Source organism: Glycomyces tenuis DSM 44171, assembly GCF_000427885.1.
Lineage (GTDB): Bacteria > Actinomycetota > Actinomycetes > Mycobacteriales > Micromonosporaceae > Glycomyces > Glycomyces tenuis.
On record NZ_ATYW01000008.1, the window covers coordinates 196340 to 216028 of the forward strand.

20 protein-coding genes and 1 tRNA gene are annotated in these 19689 nt (G+C 63.7%); 17 read left to right on the forward strand and 4 right to left on the reverse strand.

Features of this window, described 5'->3' with window-relative positions:
* Nucleotides 1-125 precede the first annotated feature (125 nt).
* Nucleotides 126-1298 (reverse strand): IclR family transcriptional regulator domain-containing protein, encoded by a 1173-nt coding sequence (locus tag YWW_RS0111275; protein ID WP_035696652.1) that lies wholly within the window; start codon nt 1296-1298, stop codon nt 126-128.
* A 132-nt stretch (nt 1299-1430) separates the two neighbouring features.
* Between YWW_RS0111275 and YWW_RS0111280 the strand changes: the two genes are divergently transcribed.
* The 16 genes from YWW_RS0111280 to YWW_RS0111350 all read left to right on the forward strand — a co-directional run bounded on the left by YWW_RS0111280 (nt 1431) and on the right by YWW_RS0111350 (nt 15780).
* Nucleotides 1431-2072, forward strand: a complete 642-nt coding sequence (locus tag YWW_RS0111280; RefSeq protein WP_155830131.1) for a hypothetical protein — start codon at nt 1431-1433, stop codon at nt 2070-2072.
* 233 nt (nt 2073-2305) lie between these two features.
* The gene (locus YWW_RS35930; protein ID WP_156037316.1) at nt 2306-2935 is read left to right on the forward strand and encodes a hypothetical protein; all 630 of its coding nucleotides are present in this window, start codon (nt 2306-2308) and stop codon (nt 2933-2935) included.
* 10 nt (nt 2936-2945) lie between these two features.
* Complete coding sequence (locus YWW_RS37755) at nt 2946-3614, forward strand: SAF domain-containing protein (protein WP_162181570.1); 669 nt, start codon at nt 2946-2948, stop codon at nt 3612-3614.
* Nucleotides 3607-4371, forward strand: coding sequence for a hypothetical protein (locus YWW_RS36445; protein ID WP_162145938.1), 765 nt, complete (start codon nt 3607-3609; stop codon nt 4369-4371). Before YWW_RS37755 ends, YWW_RS36445 begins: the two co-directional genes overlap by 8 nt.
* The gene (locus tag YWW_RS29760; protein ID WP_162145939.1) at nt 4368-5663 is read left to right on the forward strand and encodes a TadA family conjugal transfer-associated ATPase; all 1296 of its coding nucleotides are present in this window, start codon (nt 4368-4370) and stop codon (nt 5661-5663) included. The genes YWW_RS36445 and YWW_RS29760 overlap by 4 nt, the downstream gene beginning before the upstream one ends.
* Before the next feature lie 185 nt (nt 5664-5848).
* The gene (locus YWW_RS29765; protein ID WP_162145940.1) at nt 5849-6532 is read left to right on the forward strand and encodes a type II secretion system F family protein; all 684 of its coding nucleotides are present in this window, start codon (nt 5849-5851) and stop codon (nt 6530-6532) included.
* Complete coding sequence (locus YWW_RS34030; protein ID WP_051325670.1) at nt 6529-7401, forward strand: type II secretion system F family protein; 873 nt, start codon at nt 6529-6531, stop codon at nt 7399-7401. The genes YWW_RS29765 and YWW_RS34030 overlap by 4 nt, the downstream gene beginning before the upstream one ends.
* A gap of 33 nt (nt 7402-7434) precedes the next feature.
* Nucleotides 7435-7641, forward strand: coding sequence for a hypothetical protein (locus YWW_RS0111315; protein WP_035696651.1), 207 nt, complete (start codon nt 7435-7437; stop codon nt 7639-7641).
* A gap of 7 nt (nt 7642-7648) precedes the next feature.
* On the forward strand, nt 7649-8053 hold the full coding sequence (locus YWW_RS0111320) for a TadE/TadG family type IV pilus assembly protein (RefSeq protein ID WP_026930208.1): 405 nt from the start codon (nt 7649-7651) through the stop codon (nt 8051-8053).
* Nucleotides 8054-8055: 2 nt separating this feature from the next.
* Complete coding sequence (locus YWW_RS0111325) at nt 8056-8478, forward strand: TadE/TadG family type IV pilus assembly protein (protein WP_051325672.1); 423 nt, start codon at nt 8056-8058, stop codon at nt 8476-8478.
* Nucleotides 8475-8921, forward strand: a complete 447-nt coding sequence (locus YWW_RS0111330) for a pilus assembly protein TadG-related protein (RefSeq protein ID WP_026930210.1) — start codon at nt 8475-8477, stop codon at nt 8919-8921. Before YWW_RS0111325 ends, YWW_RS0111330 begins: the two co-directional genes overlap by 4 nt.
* Nucleotides 8918-11407, forward strand: a complete 2490-nt coding sequence (locus YWW_RS0111335) for an AfsR/SARP family transcriptional regulator (RefSeq protein WP_026930211.1) — start codon at nt 8918-8920, stop codon at nt 11405-11407. Before YWW_RS0111330 ends, YWW_RS0111335 begins: the two co-directional genes overlap by 4 nt.
* Before the next feature lie 39 nt (nt 11408-11446).
* Nucleotides 11447-12085: a hypothetical protein gene (locus tag YWW_RS0111340; RefSeq protein ID WP_026930212.1), complete on the forward strand. Its 639-nt coding sequence runs from the start codon at nt 11447-11449 to the stop codon at nt 12083-12085.
* A 70-nt stretch (nt 12086-12155) separates the two neighbouring features.
* Nucleotides 12156-13535 (forward strand): YopA family protein, encoded by a 1380-nt coding sequence (locus YWW_RS35935; RefSeq protein WP_155830134.1) that lies wholly within the window; start codon nt 12156-12158, stop codon nt 13533-13535.
* 62 nt (nt 13536-13597) lie between these two features.
* Nucleotides 13598-14911 (forward strand): hypothetical protein, encoded by a 1314-nt coding sequence (locus YWW_RS35940; protein ID WP_155830135.1) that lies wholly within the window; start codon nt 13598-13600, stop codon nt 14909-14911.
* A gap of 119 nt (nt 14912-15030) precedes the next feature.
* Nucleotides 15031-15780: a phosphotransferase gene (locus tag YWW_RS0111350; RefSeq protein WP_026930214.1), complete on the forward strand. Its 750-nt coding sequence runs from the start codon at nt 15031-15033 to the stop codon at nt 15778-15780.
* Nucleotides 15781-15955: 175 nt separating this feature from the next.
* On the opposite strand, the gene YWW_RS35065 is transcribed toward YWW_RS0111350, so the two are convergent.
* From YWW_RS35065 to YWW_RS0111375, 3 genes are all read right to left on the reverse strand, one after another.
* Nucleotides 15956-16777, reverse strand: a complete 822-nt coding sequence (locus tag YWW_RS35065; RefSeq protein ID WP_081687385.1) for a DnaB-like helicase C-terminal domain-containing protein — start codon at nt 16775-16777, stop codon at nt 15956-15958.
* A gap of 96 nt (nt 16778-16873) precedes the next feature.
* On the reverse strand, nt 16874-17644 hold the full coding sequence (locus tag YWW_RS35945) for a PDDEXK family nuclease (protein WP_155830136.1): 771 nt from the start codon (nt 17642-17644) through the stop codon (nt 16874-16876).
* Nucleotides 17645-18135: 491 nt separating this feature from the next.
* A tRNA-Phe gene (locus tag YWW_RS0111375) sits at nt 18136-18212 on the reverse strand.
* 182 nt (nt 18213-18394) lie between these two features.
* Here YWW_RS0111375 and YWW_RS0111380 point away from each other — a divergent pair.
* A complete protein-coding gene (locus tag YWW_RS0111380) occupies nt 18395-19642 on the forward strand; it encodes a glycoside hydrolase family 27 protein (RefSeq protein WP_026930216.1) in 1248 nt (415 codons plus the stop codon).
* Nucleotides 19643-19689 lie beyond the last annotated feature (47 nt).

The following is a 19689-nucleotide window of genomic DNA, read 5'->3' on the forward strand; positions in this document are numbered from 1 at the left end:
AGCGACCTTGCTTATCCCTGCTGCGTGTGGACGCGCCGATATCGTGACTGGTGCACTCCGGGTCTCGCAAGAGGCCCGTGGCCATCAGATTGGTGTGGTGAGGGCGAGGATAATGCTCTCGTCTTTCAGCCACTGGCACTGGTCGGTCTCGAAGGCTCCGCCCGCGTGAGCGCGTGGCCCGCAGGCGCCGGCTTGAGCGTGCGAGACGGTAGGCAGCTAACGGTATCCTCATACGCCGACGCTGTACCGCCCTGAGACATCGTGGGAGGAGGTCGCTGCGCCATGAGGACCGGCGCGAGGTCAGCGACGCATGCTTTCAGCGCATTGACCACATGGACTTCCTGGGCCTCAGTCGGTGCGTCGCGGAGCGCTACCGCGAGGGCGAACCGGTCGCCGCGCAGGACACCGTTGCGGGCGAGAACCGCCGTGCAGTGAATGTCGGGTATCGTCTCGCCGTGCTCGACGTAGATTCGCTTGCGGGCGGCCTCGGACAGAGCCTGCTCAAGGTCATCGAATGCGCGAACTGTCTCCCGGGTGAAGCGCTTCATGCCTCGTTCTTTGAAGTACCGGGCACGTTCGGTCAGTGTGAAAGTCGAGGTCAGGGCCCTACCAAGCGCTGAAGAGTGCGCGCTGGTACTGAGGCCGTCTGCAATATCGTCCATGTAGAGCACGCCTGGAGCCTCACCGTGAGCAACTATCTGCATCGAGTCCTCATCATCGAATGAGGCAAGGAAGACGCTTGCTTTGAGGTCCCGCAGCTGGTAGGAGCACTCCTGCACCAGGAGTTCGGAAGCGGTGATGTCGAACGGCACGGTCCCGGTCAGGGCCTTCAGATCGAGGCGGAAGCGGCCGGACGCGTCGCGATACGCCCATTCAGCGTCCATGACGGACGAGATGAGGTTCAGCAGCGTCTCCTTCGGCACGCCGACCTCGACCGCCAGCTCCGTTGCCGTCGCGCCCATCGGGTACCGGGAGAGCCGGTCGATCAATGTCAATACGAGCGATTCTCGGTCGTGCGAGCCCGGACTCCCGCCCAGCGGAGAATTCGGGTCCAGGTAGTACCGCCACTTGCGGCGGGTGACGAATCCGTCCCCCATCATGGTCTTGAGGTGATCGCGGACGGTGTCTTCGGTGGCGGAGCGTCTGAGACGGCTCGCGATCTCCGATACGGTGAGCCCGGGCTGGCGGACTAGATTTCCGAGGATGTCGAGGGTCAGGCTGCTGGCCCGGACCCAGTGTCGGTCCTGCTTGAGCCGAGTCCGAGGAACTTCTGGCGGTTGTGGGTCGGGCGTTGCCATCGCATCCCCCTTCGCTGCCGTGTGAGATATCGTCCGCACGGTTGCCAGTTGCCCGATATTCCGGGGCCATGCCCCAGATTCGCGTTCCGGATTGATCTGGCTCCTGTCGGTTATTTGTCTCACAATCAAGTGATGTACTCACATCGTATTAGTGAACACTCGATCGCACAACGTCATCTCGTCTTCCTCCTCGCCCTCGGCGCTCTTGCCTTGACCTCCGCGTGCACCGACACCTCGTCCGAACCCGGGAACGACGCGGGAGCCGACACGACAGTGGACATCACCTCCGAAGCCCTGCCCGTACCCGAGGAGATCGAAGAGCCGCGGGAGGCCGCGGTAGCCGCCTACGAGCGGTACTGGCGCACCGTTGCCGAATCGGGAGAAGTTCCCGATCCGAATTACGGTTCGCTTGTTCAAGTGGCCTCCGGTGCCGCGCTCGAGACGGCGCGGAGTTTGGCGCAGGACGCCCTGGACGCGGGTGAGCGCGCAACTGGCGCACCCTCGCACACGGCCGAAGTTACCGAGGCCTATCCCGAATCGAACCCGTATCACTTCGTGATCGAGGACTGCATGGACTCCACCGAATGGATCGTGGTCGACGCCGAGACCGGTGAACCGGTCGAAGGCGAGGAATACGGCACGCGGGAGGTCGAAGCACTTGTTGAGCACATTGACGACCGCTGGATTGTCAGCGAGGTGGTCCTCAGGGAGCTGGGGACATGTTTAGGCGGGCCGCGCTCCGATCGCCGATTGCCGTTGGGGCGGGGCTCCTGATCGGCGTCCTTTTGGCTGATCCGGGAGCTACAGATTACGGTGACAACGCGGTATGCGATGACAGCGCCGACTCATGTGAGGTCACTTCTGGCCTCGAAGGGAGCGAGTCGGATTCGTCTGCAGGCGCCCCTGTCGATACCGGAGAAGGTGGCGACAGCGCCTCCGGGGGTGCGGGTTCCGCCGATGGCGGCTCGGGTGAGGCCGGGGTGTGCCCGAACTGGGTCTACGAACTGGTGGATTCCGATGAGGGCTATTACATGGGGGCGTCCGCCGGTGAGCGTCCGTCTGAAGAGCACCAGTTGATGGGGCGTTCTTGCACAACGCCGGGTTCGGGTACCACCGTGGCTGGTGCCGAGTGGGTGCTAGTCGACGGCGACGGGACACCGGTAGTCGATCCGGCGGTGCTCGCACAGGATGCTGTCGACCGGCTGAACCTTCCCAAGCCGAAGATCACTTCGTCCCCCGCTGACTACCAGTTGGTGCGTCTACCGACATGGCTTCACTTGGGCGGCGATTCATGGTCGACGCACTCCGCGGCGGCGTCGGTGCCGGGGTTGACGGTCACGGCGACTGCGCGTCCGGTGAAGGCCACCTGGGATATGGGGGATGGCTCGACGGCGGTGTGCGAGGGCGCGGGAACGAAATGGACGCCGGATTACCGCGCCGAGGATTCCTCTCCAGACTGCGGTCACACCTACACCCGCTCCTCAGCGCATCAGCCGAGCGGGAAGTACACGGTGTCGGTGACAGTGGACTGGGCTGTGTCCTGGTCCGGCGGCGGACAGTCGGGGACGGTGCCGGGGATGACGACGACTGCGCAGGCATTGTGGCCGGTGGCGGAGTCGCAGGCGACGGTGAAGTAGGAGGATGACGATGTTCACGGTGACTGAACAAGACCGGGCCGAGTCAAAGGCACCAAGGCGGAAGCGGCCTCGGTTGCGTGGCCGAGGATGGCCGGTAGCGGCGATTGGTATCGCAGCGGTTGTCGTCTTCTCCTTGGGTGCCTTCGTATGGGCGTCATCGGCCGCTGATGGTTCGCCACGCCAGGTTCTCGTCGCAGCAGTAACGATGGAAGCCGGCCATGTCATCGCGCCTGGTGATCTAGGCGAGGCTGCGGTCGAATCGGAAATTCTCGACTTGATCGGATCAGACCGCGCCGACGAGCTGGTGGGGCAGACGCTCGCCATGCCGGTAGCGGCGGGGACTCCGCTGTCGCCGAGCCTGATCGGTCCGGCGGCATCCCCTGTGCCGGGGCGGGCGGTGACCTCCCTGGCATTGCCAGAGGGATCATTCCCCTCGGGCCTGGAGGCGGGGCAGTCGGTGGTACTGGTGGCCGGGCCGGGCGGGGAACCTCCTGCGGTCGACGCGGCGGTGTGGCAGATGGGCGCGATCGTCCGGTCGGTCTCAGCGTTCGACGGCGGCGCACTCATCTCATTGGAGTTCGACGCAGCCGACCGGGCCGGGCTGTCGGCAGCACGCGGCACGAACCCGTTCCTGGTGGCGATGATCGCGAGCCTCCCAAACACGGAGGCCGGTGAGTGAGATGCCGCTGCTGGAGATCGTGAGAGTCAACGGCTCATCCGGAGCGACCCGTTGCGCAACGCATCTGGCCGCAACCTGGCCGGAGGTCGACCGGGTTCTGGTCGAGGCCGACCCCGCGGGTGGAGTGCTGGCGGCCGAGTGGCGGCTGCAATCGCGCCCCAGCATGGTCGATGTCAGTGCGTCCCTGGTCACTGGGCGGGGCGAGGACGCGGTGCTCGATGCCGGCGTGCAGGAAACCAAGTTTCTCGGCGAGCGGCTCAAGGTGGTGTGCGCTCCGATCGGGCAGCCGACCGCGCACGCCGCGCTTGCGAAAGTGCTGGCGCAGAACCCGAATGTCTTCACCCCATCTGATCGGTGGGTGATCGCCGACCTCGGCCGGATCGCGCCGGAGTCGATTACGTGGCCCCTGCTGGCCCGGGCAGACGCGATCGTGGTCGTGGCCGCCGGGACGGTGGCCGGTGTCCTGGCGCTGCGGGCCATGGCCGGATTGATCAGTGCCGAATGCGGTCCGCGCTGGGCGGTAGCGGTCGTCCCCGACGTCTACGGGGCCGACGAGATCAACGGCGCGCTGGTCGACCAGGAGGTGCATGTGCCGGTCTTCGGCGATCTCCCGCCCGCCGAACCCTCCGGAAGAACAGAACGCCGCCGAGCCAGGCTCGCGTGGAGCGAACTGGCCAGCGCATGCGTCGAGCTGTCTGCTCGCGCGCCGTTGGCCATCGAGAGTGGCGGCTCGGTCAGTGCGGAGGTGGAACGGTGAGCAAGCTGAACGGACAACGACCGGAAGTATTGACCGATCTGCTGGCGCGTGCGCGCCGCCGCCTGAGCTCGGTCCGCCCAGTACCGGTCGATGCGGCGTCAAGGGCGGATCTGGTGGCTGGGACTGCCGCGCAGATCGTGGCGGAGTTCCAAGCCGAACGGCTCGAATCGCATTTGGAGACGGTGGATGAGACCGAGGAGCGTGAACTCGTCACTGAGGTGATCGCCCGTTTGCAGGGCAACGCGGGACTGGCGACGCTGTTGGCGGATGAGTCGATAGAGGACATCTGGTGCCAGGGCGCCGACGTGGTGTGGGTGCGCCGGACCGGAGGCGAGCGGGAACCAGCCGCGCCGATCGCTGATTCTGACGAGGCGCTGATCGAGTTGGTTCGCACTCTCGCGGCTCAGGCCGGGATCAATGAGCAAGAGCGCCGGTTCGACTCCGGCAGCCCGATCCTGGATATGCGGCTGCCGGGCGGGGAGCGGCTGCACGCGGTCATGGAGGTCAGCCCGCGCCCGAGTCTGGCGATCCGCCGCCACCGGCTGCTGCGCGTCGGCTTCGCCGAACTCTGCGCCCGGGGCATGTTCTCACCGGTCGTCGGCAAGCTGCTGGAGGCGATCGTGCGTTCGGAAGCGAATGCGGTGATCAGCGGGCGGACCGGCGCGGGCAAGACCACTCTGTTGCGGGCTCTGGCCTCGCTCCTTGACCCTGAGGTCCGGTTGATCACGATCGAGGACACGTACGAACTCGGCCTGGACTCCGACCCGGCACACCCGAACACGCTCGCGCTCCAAGGCAGACAGCCGAACGTTGAGGGCGCCGGAGAGATCACCCTAGCCGCGCTGTTCCGTTCGGCGCTGCGAATGAACCCCGATCAGGTATGCGTCGGCGAGGTCCGGGGGCACGAGTTGACGGTCATGCTGCACGCGATGAACCAGGGCAACGACGGATCCCTGTCGACCATCCACGCGTCCTCATCGCGAGCGGTGTTCTCGAAGATGATGGCGTTCGGGGCCGCCAGCCCCGAGCAGTTGGACCGGTCGGCAATGGCGCAGCTGATCGCCGACGGCCTCGACTTCGTCATCCACCTCGACCAGACTCCTGACGGGGAACGGGCGGTGTCCTCGATTCGCGAGGTCGTCGCTTCCGATGGCGAGACCGTGGTGTCCAACGAGATCGCCCGCCCCGGAGCCGATCGTCGGGCCGAGCCGTACGTGCGCCCCAGTGAGGCACAGCAGCAGCGACTGATCGAACACGGTTGGGATGCGAGCGATTGGGGGCGGTGGCAGTGAACCCGTACATCGCGGCTGCACTCGGAGCAGCGATAGGAGCCGGTATCTGGATGGTCCTATACGGACTTACCGCTAGGCGACTTGACGACTACGGCGAGTCGCCAAAACCTACTGGCATGGAGAGTCCGATCAAGTTGCGGCTGAAGTGGCTACGGCCGTACGCACTTCGCCTGTGCGGTGCGGTGGTGGCCGCTGTGCTGGTGTGGTGGTGGACGACGTGGCCGGTCGCGGGTGTCGTCGCCGGGCTCCTGGTGTGGTGGGGCCAGGCTCTGTTCGGGCCTGACACCGCCGGGCGTGCGGCGGTGGAGAAGGCCGAGGCGGTCGCGGCCTGGTCAGAATCGCTCTCGGGCACCGTCGCGGCCGGCCTCGGGCTCTCGCAGGCCCTGGCCGCCGTCGCTCAGGCAGCACCACCAGAGATCGAGAACGAATGTCGCAGCCTCGCCCGCGACCTCGATGGCGGCATGAGCCTTGACCGCGCACTGCGGACCTTCGCGGGGACGGTCGACGATGAGACCTGTACCGAGGCCGTTCACGCCCTCATCCGGGCACACCAACGCTCTGGCGACCTGGCCGCGCTCTTGGACCGCCTCGCGGCCACCGCGCGGGAGAACGCCGCGCTGCGCATGGACGTCATCGCCTCCCGTGCCCGCGTGCGCACTGCCTCCCGCCTGATCAGCGTCACGGCCCTCGCCCTGATCGCCCTGACCGTCGCCTCGGGCCCGGACTTCCTGGCCAACTACGACGGCCTGTCCGGACAGATACTCCTGGCGCTGGTACTCGGCCTGTTCGGACTCAGCCTGGCCTGGTTGGAGCGCATGGGCCGCTGGCAGCAACCGGCAAGCCTGATCGACCTCGGGGAGGCTCCATGAACCCGCTCATCGCCGCATGTCTCGGCGCCCTGACCGGCGCCGGAATCTGGGTAATCGTTGCAGCGCTTTGGCCCTGGCGTCCGGCACTGGCCGACGAGATCGCCGTACTCGCCCCCGCCGCCCGAATCGCTGCACCCGGTCCGGCTCTGAGCGGCAAGATCAGCACGCTCATCCCTCGGACAGGTTTCCCGTCTGAGAAGACGCTCGCCGACCTGGCCTGCCTCGATGAGGACGTGTCATGGTTCTGGCGGGTCCTGTTCCGCCACACGATCGTCGCCGCTGCCGTGGGCCTGATCGCGGGTCTGGGCTTCACCGCGCTCGACGAAGGCGGCCCGGCCGCAGCGATGCTCTTCTCCTTGGTCGCCGCAGCCCTGGCCGTCCCGGTTACCGTCGCCGACCTGCGCCAACGGGCCGAAAACGAGCGTCGCGACTACCAGCGGGCGTTGACCGTCCTGCTCGACCAGATCGCCGTAGGCCTGTCCGGCGGCGCGGGTATCGACACGGCCCTGACCGAAGCCCTCGAGTCCGGTACCGGGGCTCAGTTCGATCGAATCCGCGAAGCGATCGGCCACGCCGAACTCGTGCGTCAAAGCCCATGGGAGGCGATTGGTCTCCTCGGCGAGGAAATCGGCTCGGCTGACTACCGGCAATTGGCCGCCAGCCTGGCTCTGGCCGGGAGCGAAGGCGCACGGATCAAGGCTGCGCTCATCGCCCGTTCCAAGACCATGCGCACGAAACGCCGCGCTCAAGAGAAGGCCGACCAAGCCGCTCGGACCGAGCGGATGAGCTTGCCGGTTGTGGCGACCGCGATTTGCGTGCTGCTGTTCGTCACCGTTCCCGCATCGATGGTGATGCTTACCGGCACCTGACATACGACAAGAAACACCAACGGGGGAAACACTATGAACGTCTGGCTAGCCGTGAGGCTCAAACTTCTCGCTGAGACTGTTCGCGGGCGTGCGATTGCCGTCTGGCAAACCCGCGACCGGGGTTCGATAGCGACCGAGTTCGCCATCGTCGCCACCGCGGTCATCGGCGTCGCGCTCCTGGTCGTCTACCTGTACAAGACGTTCGCCGAGGAACAGGCGAACAAGATCGGGACCCAGTAGGTGCGCCATGCAACAACTTCAACGCCGGTCCCGCCGTGACCGGGGATCAGTCTCGGTAGAACTGGCGATCCTTGCACCGGTCACCATGCTGGTCCTGATGCTGATCGTCCAGGTCGTGCTGTGGGCCAACGCGACACACACCGCTCAGGCCGCCGCAGGGGTCGCCCTCGACGCCGCACGGGCCGAGACCGGCAGCGCCGCGGCTGGCCAGGGAGCCGCCGAGGACGCACTCGCCCACTATGCGGACGGCCCGCTCACCGAATCAGCCGTCAACGTCAATCGGGACAACGAGACGGTCACCGTCACAGTCACCGGCAGCGCCCAGTCCGTGCTGCCGTTCCTCGACTTCCCCGTCTCATCCAGCGTCACCGGCCCGGTCGAAGCATTCCGACCCGACACCGGAGCGCCGTAATTATGAAGGCCCGCCGCACCGACACCGCCATTCGACTGCCCTGGGCCGACCGGGGCAGCCTGAGCGTGGAGATGGCCCTGTTCGCTCCTGTCATCGTGCTGCTGGTGATGCTCGGCCTGCTCGCCCACAGCGTCGCCAGCGCCCAGATCGGTTTGCAGACCGCCACGCATGCCGCCGCCCGCGCCGCCACCGTCGAAACCACACCTCAGGCGGCCACCGCTGCCGCGAGTGCCACGGCCGAGGCCATGGTGCCCGACTCCTGCACCGGCCTGGACTTGCAAGCCGAAGTAGGCGACCTGACTCCCGGCGGCACGGTCACCGTCACCCTCACCTGCACGGTCTCTGTCGACCCGTTCGGGTCACGCACCGTCACCGCGACGGCATCCTCCCCCGTTGACCAATGGCGCTCGGGGGGCACGTCATGAACCCGCAACCACGCAAGCGCTCCTGGTGCGACGACCGGGGCTCGATCAGCATGTTCTTCATCATCATCGCCTTCGGCATGTTCGCCTTGATCGGCCTGGTCTACGACGGCGGTCTCGCCCAGGCCGCGCGATCCGAAGCGACCGCTGTCGCCGCCGAAGCGGCCCGGGCCGGCGCAGCCCAGATCGATCTCGCCCGCTTGCGCACCACCGGCATTACCCAGCTCGATGTGCCCGATGCACAGGCCGCCGCGGCTGACTGGATCGCCGCCGCCGGACTCAACGGCACCGCCAGCGCGACCACCACCGAGGTCACCGTCACCGTCACCATCGATCACCCGACCGAGCTGCTCGGCCTGATCGGCATCTCGACCATCACCGTCACCGCCGAGCAGGTCGCCAGGCCCCGCACCGGCGTGACCGAACCGTTCGGAGGCGCACCATGACAGCTCTCGCACCTTCCCGCGCCAGCAAAGCCGCGGGAGGCATCGTCGCCACGCTCATGACCGCCGTGATCGTCATCGGGCTGCCCGCACTGCTCATCGCCATCGCCGGGCCGCCGTGGGCCTGGCAGATGCCGAGCATTACCCGCCTGGACATCGCCCTGTCATGGCCGGTCCCTGAAAACACCGTCAAATGGGGTCTGGTCATTATCGCCTGGGCCCTCTGGATCTGGCTCGTAGCCCGCCTCACCTGGGAAATAATCGCTCAGGTCGCAGGGCACCGAGCCGCCTCGCAGATCCGTGGCCCCATCCGGCTGCTCGCAGCGACCCTCACCGGCACCATCGCCGCCACTGCGCCGGCCATCGCCGCCGCAGCCGAACCGGCCACCGTCATCACCGCCACTGCTACCGAATGCGAGGCCACCGCAGTAGAAACACGCGAATCGGATGCCGACGCATCCCAGTCCGGGCAGACCGAGGCAGGACCGAAACGCGACAGCGACGGCAACGTTGTCCACACCGTGCGGCAAGGCGACACCTTGTGGGGCCTTGCCGACCACTACTACAGCGACCCCACGGCCTACCCGAAGATCTTCCGCGCCAACCAGGGCATCGTGCAATCCAACGGGGCACACCTGACCGATCCCAACCTCATCATCAACGGCACGGAACTCACGATCCCCGACACCGCGCCCGCGATAGAAACAGTTCCAGAGGACCCGCCTGCGATCGACGACTCCGCCCAGGACGACGGCGTGTCGACACCCAAGTCACCAGAACCTGAACCGGCAGACACAACAACCCCAGAACCGACCAAGAGCGATGACGGAGAGCCCGACGATGCCACCGATGCTCGAGCCGAGTCCGCACCGGCCCTCGACCGCGGCACCTGGATCAGCGCGGGCTCCTTCATCGCGCTCAGCACCATCGCCATCGCACTTGCCGCAAGGAAGCGGCGCAGCCGTGAACGAAGCCGCAACGAAGGCGACAAGTCGCACCTCGCGGAAGTGGACAACTTGGACACAGCAGTTCCCCATGACGACGAAGACCAGATGACCGGGCGACTCGAGGACCTTCAGTCGCTTCTCGAAGAGCACGATGGCGGAGCCGACGATCCAGACACCGCCCTCCCGCTGGCCACCGGCACTACCTCGGCCGCTGAAGTATCCGTACTCGACCACGCCCGAGACGGCCTCGGACTCATCGGTCCCGGAGCGCGCAGTGTCGCGCGCGGCGCACTATGGGCGACGCTGGGCGCTGGTTCGGCCGTTGTCATCGACCAACTCACCGCAGATGACCTCGGCATCGACACCGATCTGCTACAGGCGATACCCGGAGCTCATCTCGTCGAAGCGCGCACTGATCTGGCCGGGGAAGTGCGCCGAACCCAAGCCAGTGTCGAGTATGACCCGGAGACTGATGAACTCCACCGTCACGTGACCGTCCTCATCACCGGCCACGCGGAAGCCGCTGCCCTGCCTGAACCCGGCGACGAAAGCTACGCGCTCATCCTCGGCCGATGGGACCGAGCCTGGATCGAACTCGCCGCCGACGGCACCCCTACCGGCGGCCACCTCCCTCAACTGGAACTTGAAGCGCTCGGCCACTGCTACGGCCTGGACAAGGTTGAATGCAGGCGACGACTCGCCGACCTTGCCGACACGACCGCATTCGCACCGGACCCCGAACTTCCGCACGTCGTTGAAGAATCCGAACCGGAAACAGACGACCTCGACACACGGGCGCCCGACTCCATGCCCGAGGCACTTGCGCCAGAGCGTCGCTTCGAACTTCAGCTGTTCGGCAGCCACCACCTCACCTGGAACAGCGAGAACGTGCACTTCAGACGACGAGCCTGCCTCGACCTCGTCGCCGTCATGGCCCTGACCGAATGGGCCCTCACACGGGACGAGCTGACCGAAGTCGTCGCGGCCGACGCGACCCTCAAACAAGCGAGTAGCCGCCGCACCACCACCGTCGCCGAAGCCCGCAAAGCCCTGGGCGCGATAGCCGAGACCGACGATGTCCTCGTGTACGACCGCGGCCGTGAAACCTACCGGCTCGACCGGTCCTGGTTCCAAACGGACACTGCCACATTCGACCGCAACATCGCCCTCGCCGAGCAGGCCGACGACCCAAAGACGCGCACCAGGCACCTCACCGAGGCCCTGCGCACCTACGCCGGGCCGCTCGGCGCCGATCTCGACGACGTCTGGGACTTCACCGACCTCCGCAGCCACTACCGCGAACAGGCATACCGAGCCGCACTCGACCTCGCCGCCCTCCACGACGACGCCGGACGCGACACCGAAGCCGTATCCGCGCTCGAACGCACCAGAGCCATCGATCCTAACCGGACCCAAGCCTGGGAACGCCTGGCCGAACACCATCGCAGACGAGGAGACGAAGACAAAGCCGCGGAGATCGAAGCCCGAGCCCAGCACCACCACGAGATCGCAAGGCGAGCTCGGATGCAACCGAGAGTCTGACCACGAAACAGCCAGGGCAGAAGGTAAAGGAGCGCCACGATGGACTCGCCCCGAACAGACCCTACCGAGACAACCAACCACGGCGACCGCATCGCGGACATGTACTGGATCGCCTGGGCGCCCTGGCTGTGCGACATCGACGCGCAGCGAGCGCCGGAACTGTCGGCACACCGCGACGGGCATGCCTGGTGGAAGCACGAACGCATCGGATTCACAGTCGAGCACGTCGACATCCCCGACCTCGCCTGGTCCCTCGCCGACCTGTGTTGCTCCCTGTGGCCGCATCGGCCGTTCGAGCAGCTCTTCCCCCACCCGCCACCGTTCCCCGACCTGCAACGCTTGCTCACCGCGACCCACGGACTGTCCGGTGCTGGACTGAGGGAAGAGGGGATCGAGGATTTCTCCGACCTCGCCACTCGCGACGTTCCTGACCTCTTCAACGCCCAAGGTTGGGGTGAATGGCGTGTCCGCCGATTGATCGCCGCCGTGATCGAAATGAGTCTGCACGATCCCCGTGCGGTCCCCGTTGGATGGCCAGGTACCAGTCCAAGTGAACCCATGGCCGTCGCCGAACCGGCGTCGGGTCCACGACCGGCACTTCGTCAAACCGTGCTGGACGGTCCCGCGAGCGTCACCAACCGGATCGCGATCATCCTGGACTGGAAATCGAGTTCGTAAACACGACCTAACCTCTACGCTCCAGCTGGAGTACCGTTTTTCATGGAAGAACCTGAGAGAGGCAGATCCAATGAATACACCATCCGAAATTCCGTTGACCCCATTTTATGAATATAACGAACCAAATGAGCCAATCATTCTTTTCGATGGAACCATCGGAGGGTTGGAGGAAGCTGAGGTTACCGGATCGGTTGAGCTAAGTTTTCAACGACGGCCAGGCATCGAATGGCACGCCGATCCGGGCAAGCGACGTCGCCTGTCACCCAATCGCGAAGTGTCGCTTGCGATGCACCGTCCTGACGGCGTCGTTACCATGGACGCAATAGCGAGCAGTTTTGACGACGGTTGGTCCAATGGAGCAGAGTTCGGCACAAAGGAAACACCAGTTAGTTCAATCGTTGCGCACTGGTTCAACTTGCCCGACTGGAATGGAACAATTCCTCTCGTTATGACTAGCGAAGACGGGATGTCATATGATTGGTCCAATCGGTGGCGACTGGAGGCAAGTGGGTGGCAGATCACTTTCGATGCTAGACCTGATTATAAAGATGCCATTAAAGACATCAGGAGACGACGCCTCTACGTTATGACACATGTAATGGAATTGCATCGGACCAACGGAGCAGAGTTTACGGTTAGCGAAGCCAAGGCCGTTCTGGAATCCCTACATGTTGGAATTTCATTTGCGCTTGGTCGCTGGGCCGCCCCAATGCTTCCAGTCGCATTCGATTCCGAAGGAAAGGTCGTTTGGGAAGATTGGCGAACCTTGCATTGCGACCCCTTGGACTCGATAAGTCCAGGCTGGTGGTACACGAAGACAATGGAACCACTTGGCGAGCTCCTGGGTGCGGTCATTGCACGGTGTAGCGATCAGAACAAACTTTCTTATCTGAGATTCCAAATGATGTTTGCAATCGTATCCATCAATGCACCCGGATTGGTCGAGACAAGAATAATCAACGGCACTGCCGGTCTCGAACATATCGGATGGGAAAAATTGTTTCTAAGTGGCATGATGAACGAGAAACAATACAACGGTTGGCAACCGTACCAGGGTAAGACATATAAGGCAGCCGGACGACTACGACTACTTCTTGAAGCAGCTGGGGTCCCTGTCAATCTAGACCCGGCTCTTTCGCCTTCGGCACATCAATTCGCCACACGCAATGGCGATAAGTTTGACGGGGCTGACGTTGTCACGCAGGTGAGAAACCGCCTGGTTCATCCAGAGGGCGGCCAAGAAGCGGTCTACAATGACTCCGGCCTGCTTACCGAAGTCTGGGGCCTCACCCGACATTATCTAGTGCTGCTGATATTGCATTCGCTGGGTTATACAGGGGCCTATAGGGATCTACGTCAATTCAGTGGATTCGCTTGGGATGTGATTTCGGTTCCCTGGATAGATGATGACAAACCGCCTTCAAACGACATTAAAGGTGATGATGCGTAGTTGATCAATGTCCGAGATCCTTCCGGACTCCTTGCAGATCTAAGCCAGGTCCGAGCCTGCTCATGTCGTACGCGGCTGTTAAGTTTGAGAATGAGAGAACTGCGACGGTTGTTGGAGGCTCAGTGATGTCCCCTCGAAAGAAGGACCCCGTGCCCTCGGTTATCAAGGGGCAGAACGGTCTCCAAATGGCGGTACTTACGGCGCCCAAGTCAGGGCCGGCTGGGATGACGCTCGAGAACGACGTCAAGTTGATCAGGTCCGGAATCCTTTACGCCGACCGGATCAAGCTGGTTAGTCCCAGCGCTGCCCTCTTCACCGAGCTTGAGGGTGTATCGGCATCCGGCGAAGACGCGCTGATTGACCTTGTAAGCCAGCTCGACAACGACGTCTACAGGGCTGTCGGGACCCGAGGGTTCACCCCCGAGGAACGGGAAATTCTTCCTTGGGCCCTCGACCTAGCCCGGATGCCTCCCTCGCAGGTTCGCCGAAAATGGGGCAATAAGCTCGCTCCACCTCATGTGCTTACCTGGGCGATGCGGTTTAAGAAAGTTCTCTCTTCATCCACGGCGAGATTCAACGAGACGTCAAAAACTATCACCGAGGGCGCTGACGTCTCACAATTGAAACCGGCGATTGATGCAGGTGTGCTTGATATTTCAGGGTCGGCAGACTTGAAGGACCTTCTATCAGCCACCGCAACTAGGTCAGGACGCCGACAAGACTCCCTGATGCGTGAATGGATATTGACCATAAGAACCCATCTTCGGGATCCAAGCGTGCACGTCTTGTGCGATGAAACGATCCGGAAGATCGTAAAGGATCTCATAGACCGAGGCATAGAAAGCCCAGGTCGACTATCCATGAAGAATGCGGGTGAGGCCGCACTTGGCGGTGGACTCATTGCACGACTACCTGCACTTCCAAACGCACCTCTCGATGAACTTTTGGATCTTCGAGATGATCTTTCGGGCCCCCGCATGCGATTTCGAGCAGCAGTATCACGCCTGGAAGAGAAGTTTGAGAGCCAAGCTTTTGACGACGAGTTTGCAGCAGAGATTCAGGCGACCTGGACTACTGATGTCGCCCCTGCCTTGGCGGAAATTGAGGAGGAATTCAAGGACCATACTCTGGTCCGTGAGGTCGGCCGTCATCTTCGGCAAGATGTGCAAAAGCTTGTGGCAAAAGGAGCCGGGATCTACTTTGCGCTCGGTCCAATGGCTTCACTAGAGAACTGGCTCGCACTTACTGCTTCCATTGCGGGTCCAACATCCCAGATGTTTTCAGACGCAGCCAACGACAAGAAGGCAGGTCTTCAACAAGCGAAAGGGCAGGAGTTTTTCTTCCTTTTCGAAGCAAACAGGTCGCTCACGAAATAAATCCAGGTTCGGCAGGTGCCGCCAGACGCCTCCCCTGGCACCTGACATTCACGACCAACGGGTAAAGACCGTCCCATATCCCAATTGCGTGTCCGTTGGCGGCAAGGGAAACTCGCTGGATGGTCGATGAGATTCCGCTTGCTGGTGGGTTTATCAACGAGGTCGTGCTGAAGGACGGCAGTGTGCGTCGACCAGTCGGCCCGCACTCGCCGTTCACCCACCGCCTGCTCGAACACTTCAAGCGCTGTGGATGGCAGGGAGCGCCACGTCTGCTGGGGTTCGATGAGCGTGGCCGGGAGATGCTGACCTTCGTCGACGGCCACGTCCCCTTCAAGCTGGACCGCTCCCCGTACGCCGAAACCGACGCCAGCCTGATTCGGTTGGCCACGATGGTTCGCCAATTCCATGACCTCACCGCCGGCACGGACCTCTGCGGCGACGCCGAAACGGTCTGCCACAACGACCTGGCCCCGCGAAACACCGTCTACACCGACGAGGCCCAGGGCGCGCTGCCGGTGGCGTTCATCGACTGGGACGCGGCCGCACCCGGCGAGCGCATTCACGATGTCGCCCATCTTTGCTGGCAGTACCTACGACTCGGCACGTTGGTCACCGATCTTCCTGAGACCGCTCGGCGCATGCGCCTGGTCGCAGACGCCTATGGCCTGGACGGCCACGAGCGCACCCGCCTGGTGGATACCGTGCTGTGGCGGCAGGGCCGCTGCTGGAGAGAGGTCGAAGCCGAAGCTGCGGCGGGTGATGCGGCCAAGATCAAGCTCGTCGAGATGGACGTCCCCGGGTGGATCCGCACGACCTGGCGATGGGTTCGCAATCATCGCTCCGATCTCGACGCGGCCCTCGCCGAATAGCGCTCCGTGCCGGATAGGACTCCGGAACGTTCACGACCGGCTCGTCATTGCCTGCACTCCAATACTTTAGGATGTCCAGGTGGGCATTGTGACGGCTGTGTAGACGTATTGGATCGAGCCGTTCTCGGGGCTCTGGCCGCGCCAGCACAATTGCCTCGAGCCCAGGCACCAGCGCTCAAGAACGCGTGCGTCGGGACCCAAGGCTCAGAGTGGAATCGAAAACTCTACTTGTGGATTCTTCTATTGTCATCAGGATCGAGTGCTTGTCCGGTCCCCAACGGTTCTTACGGATATGGACCATTCGCCGCGAGTCGGGGTTCGGATGGACCTCAAGCACCACATCCGCGTGTTTGAGCAGGGCATCGTAGGCATCGAGATTGTGGGCCACGGGACCTCGCTGTGACTGTCCCCCGCGCTGGCCAATGGCGTTGATGCGAGCCAGCGCGATGACGGTCGTGCCTTCACGGCTTGCAAGTAGCTTGAGCGTACGCGACGCTTCGGCGACCTGGTCTGCTCTGGAGTACAGGTTGGCGGTCTCACCATACTCGTTGAACGCGGGTTGCGGAAACTCCAAATCTTGGATGGAGTCGATGACGATAAGATCAGGGGAACCATGAGGCAAGATTTCCTCATCGAGTTTGTCGTGATGGACCGATGAGGGAGTCAGGATGGTTAGAGGAGCATGGCGCATTCGCTCATCATGCTTTTCAAGCAGAACGCTCTCTGCAGCTGATAGGTCTCGCCCCGTGATCCTGTGAACCGGTATTCCAGTCGAAGCGCAGCGTAGGCGAGCCCGGAACTCTTGAGGAGATTTCCCGGGGAGCAGGACGAGTGCCTCGGCGCCTTGGCTAAATATCATGTGCCGCAAGATGTTGATGACCAAAGTGACGGAGTCCGCTCGATCGGGGGACGCAACCGTAATGAGGTTCTCTTCGGCAAAGTGGCCAATGGCACTGTCAAGACCTGGTAGGCCAGTTGTGAAACCACGGTCTGTCATGCAGCCTTCTTCATGTCGGACGATGAGTCTTGCGTGGGTGTAGCTCACAGGCAACTTAAGTTCTGGTCAGCTAGGGCCAATTGAGCCTGGTACGAGTTAGCCATGCTCTTCATCCGATTGGTCGCGGACGTCGAGGCGGTTCTTTGTGGCAGCTACCGCGGGTTTGATCTGCTGGGGTAGACGCTTTCTGCGATGCCTGTGGAGATCCTCCATGGCAATTCTTGAGGAGCCCATCGGCATTTGGGGTTCCTCACCGTGCTCGAATCTCGCACCTAGCGCCATGTCATAGGCATCACAAACATCGGCTTGGAACGAGACAAGCATGTTGGGGTATCCGTGAACGAGCCGTTCGACAGTCTCCTCCGAGGCTTCCTGGACGAGGAAATGACTGAGAGGCTGGTAACTGCCCATCTGTGCAAGTCCGGTGCCGTCGGAGTATTTGACAAAGGCGGTGCCAGTCGCGCAAATCATGTCGGCGCCGACAAGGTCGAGCCTCGTATGCAGCCAGTTATTGCGGGGAAGATCGCCGAGTATGAGAAGGCGAGGAAGCCCGAGATACTCGCGGTCGAGCGCGGGAAGTTTCGCGCCTTCAGGCGCGACGGGTAGACCAACATGAGAAGCAGCGACAATCAGCCGGCGTAGTCCGTCAAGCTCGAGCTCTCCTTTAACTTCGCACCACAGGCGTAGGTCAGGAAGCCAAAAGTCGGGAAGATACTTTTCGAACCTTTCCTCCAGGGACACGAATTCATAGCCTTGCGGTTCGTAGATCCACCGGATTCTAAGGCGATCGAAGAAGACGGCCCAGCGTGCCTCGAGGCGCGAGCGAAAGCGGCAACCGGCATAGTGTGTTTCGATGGCGGTGGTCACGATTTGCACTCCAGATCTACTAGGTGACGTCGAGTCCACTCGAGGGAGCCGCGTGATTGTTAACTGCACTGCTGTGAGGGTATCGGGCATCGCTCAAGCGCGCGCGTGTGGGCACTTCACTTTCGGGCCAGTCGGACAGCCTTTAGGGTCCGTTCTCCATCGTCTGTGGCAATCCACCGCCACGATCGGTCGAAGACGACACCTCGGCCGATACGGCTCGGGACATGAGAGCTTTCGAAGAGCACGTTGAGCGCTTCTAGCGTCCCCCGACCGCGACCGGATGCCTTGGATTACGTCGACACCCATGATTCGGGCTCAAACCGGTTGATCGCTGCACCATGCCCGAAGCTGCGGCCACGGGACGACACCGCGCTCCCGGAGGACGCACCGACAGGTGGCAGCCAACGGACGTATAGCGGACGGGTCGCCCACTGATGAACCAAGAAAACCCTGCCAACTCTGCATTAGTGCAGGTCAACAGGGTTTTCCTCTGGTGGCCAGGGCCGGGGTCGAACCGGCGACCTTCCGCTTTTCAGGCGGACGCTCGTACCAACTGAGCTACCTGGCCGAATATCGTGCGAACCGACGGTCTCGACCGTCGGCCTCAGCTACTTTACATCACGCGGTCCTGAGTATCGACACGGTATCGGGCGGGTGGTGACCTGCACCCGCAAGCGCTTCCCAACCGGCGGAGGCGCCCGTCGGGAGTTCCGAGTACCGTACAGGGACGCCATCCCCGAGGAGGTTTCCGTGACCCGACTCGCCGCCACGCCCCCGATGGGCTGGAACTCATGGGACGTGTTCGGCACCTCGGTCACCGAGGCCGAGACGCGGGCCAACGCGGAGTTCATCGCCGAGCACATGGCCGAGCACGGCTGGGAATACGTCGTCGTCGACATCCAGTGGTACGACCCGGCCGCCCGCGGCGGCGGCTACAACTCCGGCGCCAAGCTCTGCCTCGACGAGTACGGGCGCCCCCAGCCGGCGCCGAACCGCTTCCCGTCATCGGCGGGCGGCGCGGGATTCAAGCCGCTGGCCGACTACGTCCACGCCCTGGGCCTGAAGTTCGGCGTCCACATTCTGCGCGGCGTCCCCCGCCAGGCCGCCGCGGCCGACACCCCCGTCAAGGGCAGCGAGTACTCCGCGGCGCAGATCCCCGATCGCGAGCACGTCGCATCGTGGATCGACGACAACTGGGGCATCGACCATTCGCACCCCGGCGGCCAGGCCTACTACGACTCGCTGGTGCGCCAGTTCGCCGACTGGGGAGTGGACTACATCAAGGCCGACGACATGATCGCGCCCTACCACGCCGAGGAGGTGGAGGCGTTCTGGAAGGCCGTCGAGCGCAGCGGCCGCGACATCGTGCTGAGCCTCTCCCCCGGCGTGAACCTGTCGGTGGGGCACGCCGAGCACCTCAAGGCGCACTCGCACCTGTGGCGGATCTCGGCGGACCTGTGGGACCGGTGGCGCGACGTCGACGCCCAGTTCGACCTGCTGCGCGACTGGGCGCCGCACGCGGGCCCGGGGCACTGGCCGGACGCCGACATGCTGCCGTTGGGGCGCATGGGACTGCGCGCCGAGGTGGGCGAGCCGAGGGATTCGCTCCTGACGCCCGAGGAGCAGCGGACCATGCTGACGCTGTGGTGCATCGCCCGCTCGCCGCTCATGGTCGGCGCCGACCTGCCCGCCTCCGGTGAGGAGACGATCGAGCTGCTCACCAACCCCGAAGTGCTCGCCGCCCATCGCAGCGAGGCGGCCTCGAGGGAGGTGTGGCGCGACGGCAGGCACGTCGCGTGGGCCTCGGCCGACGGCTCGTACGCGGCGGTGTTCAACCGCGGGAGCGAACCGGCCGAGCTGAACGTGTCGTGGGGCGATCTCGGCCTGCCCGCACCGCACGGGCTCCGGGACTGCTGGTCCCGCACCGACGTGGCGGGCGGCGAGCAGCTGCGCGTGAAGCTTCCCGCCCACGGCGCGGCCCTCTACCGCCTCGTCTGATCGTTCGCACGGGTCTGGCCCGCCGCTTCGCGGCGGGCCAGACCCGT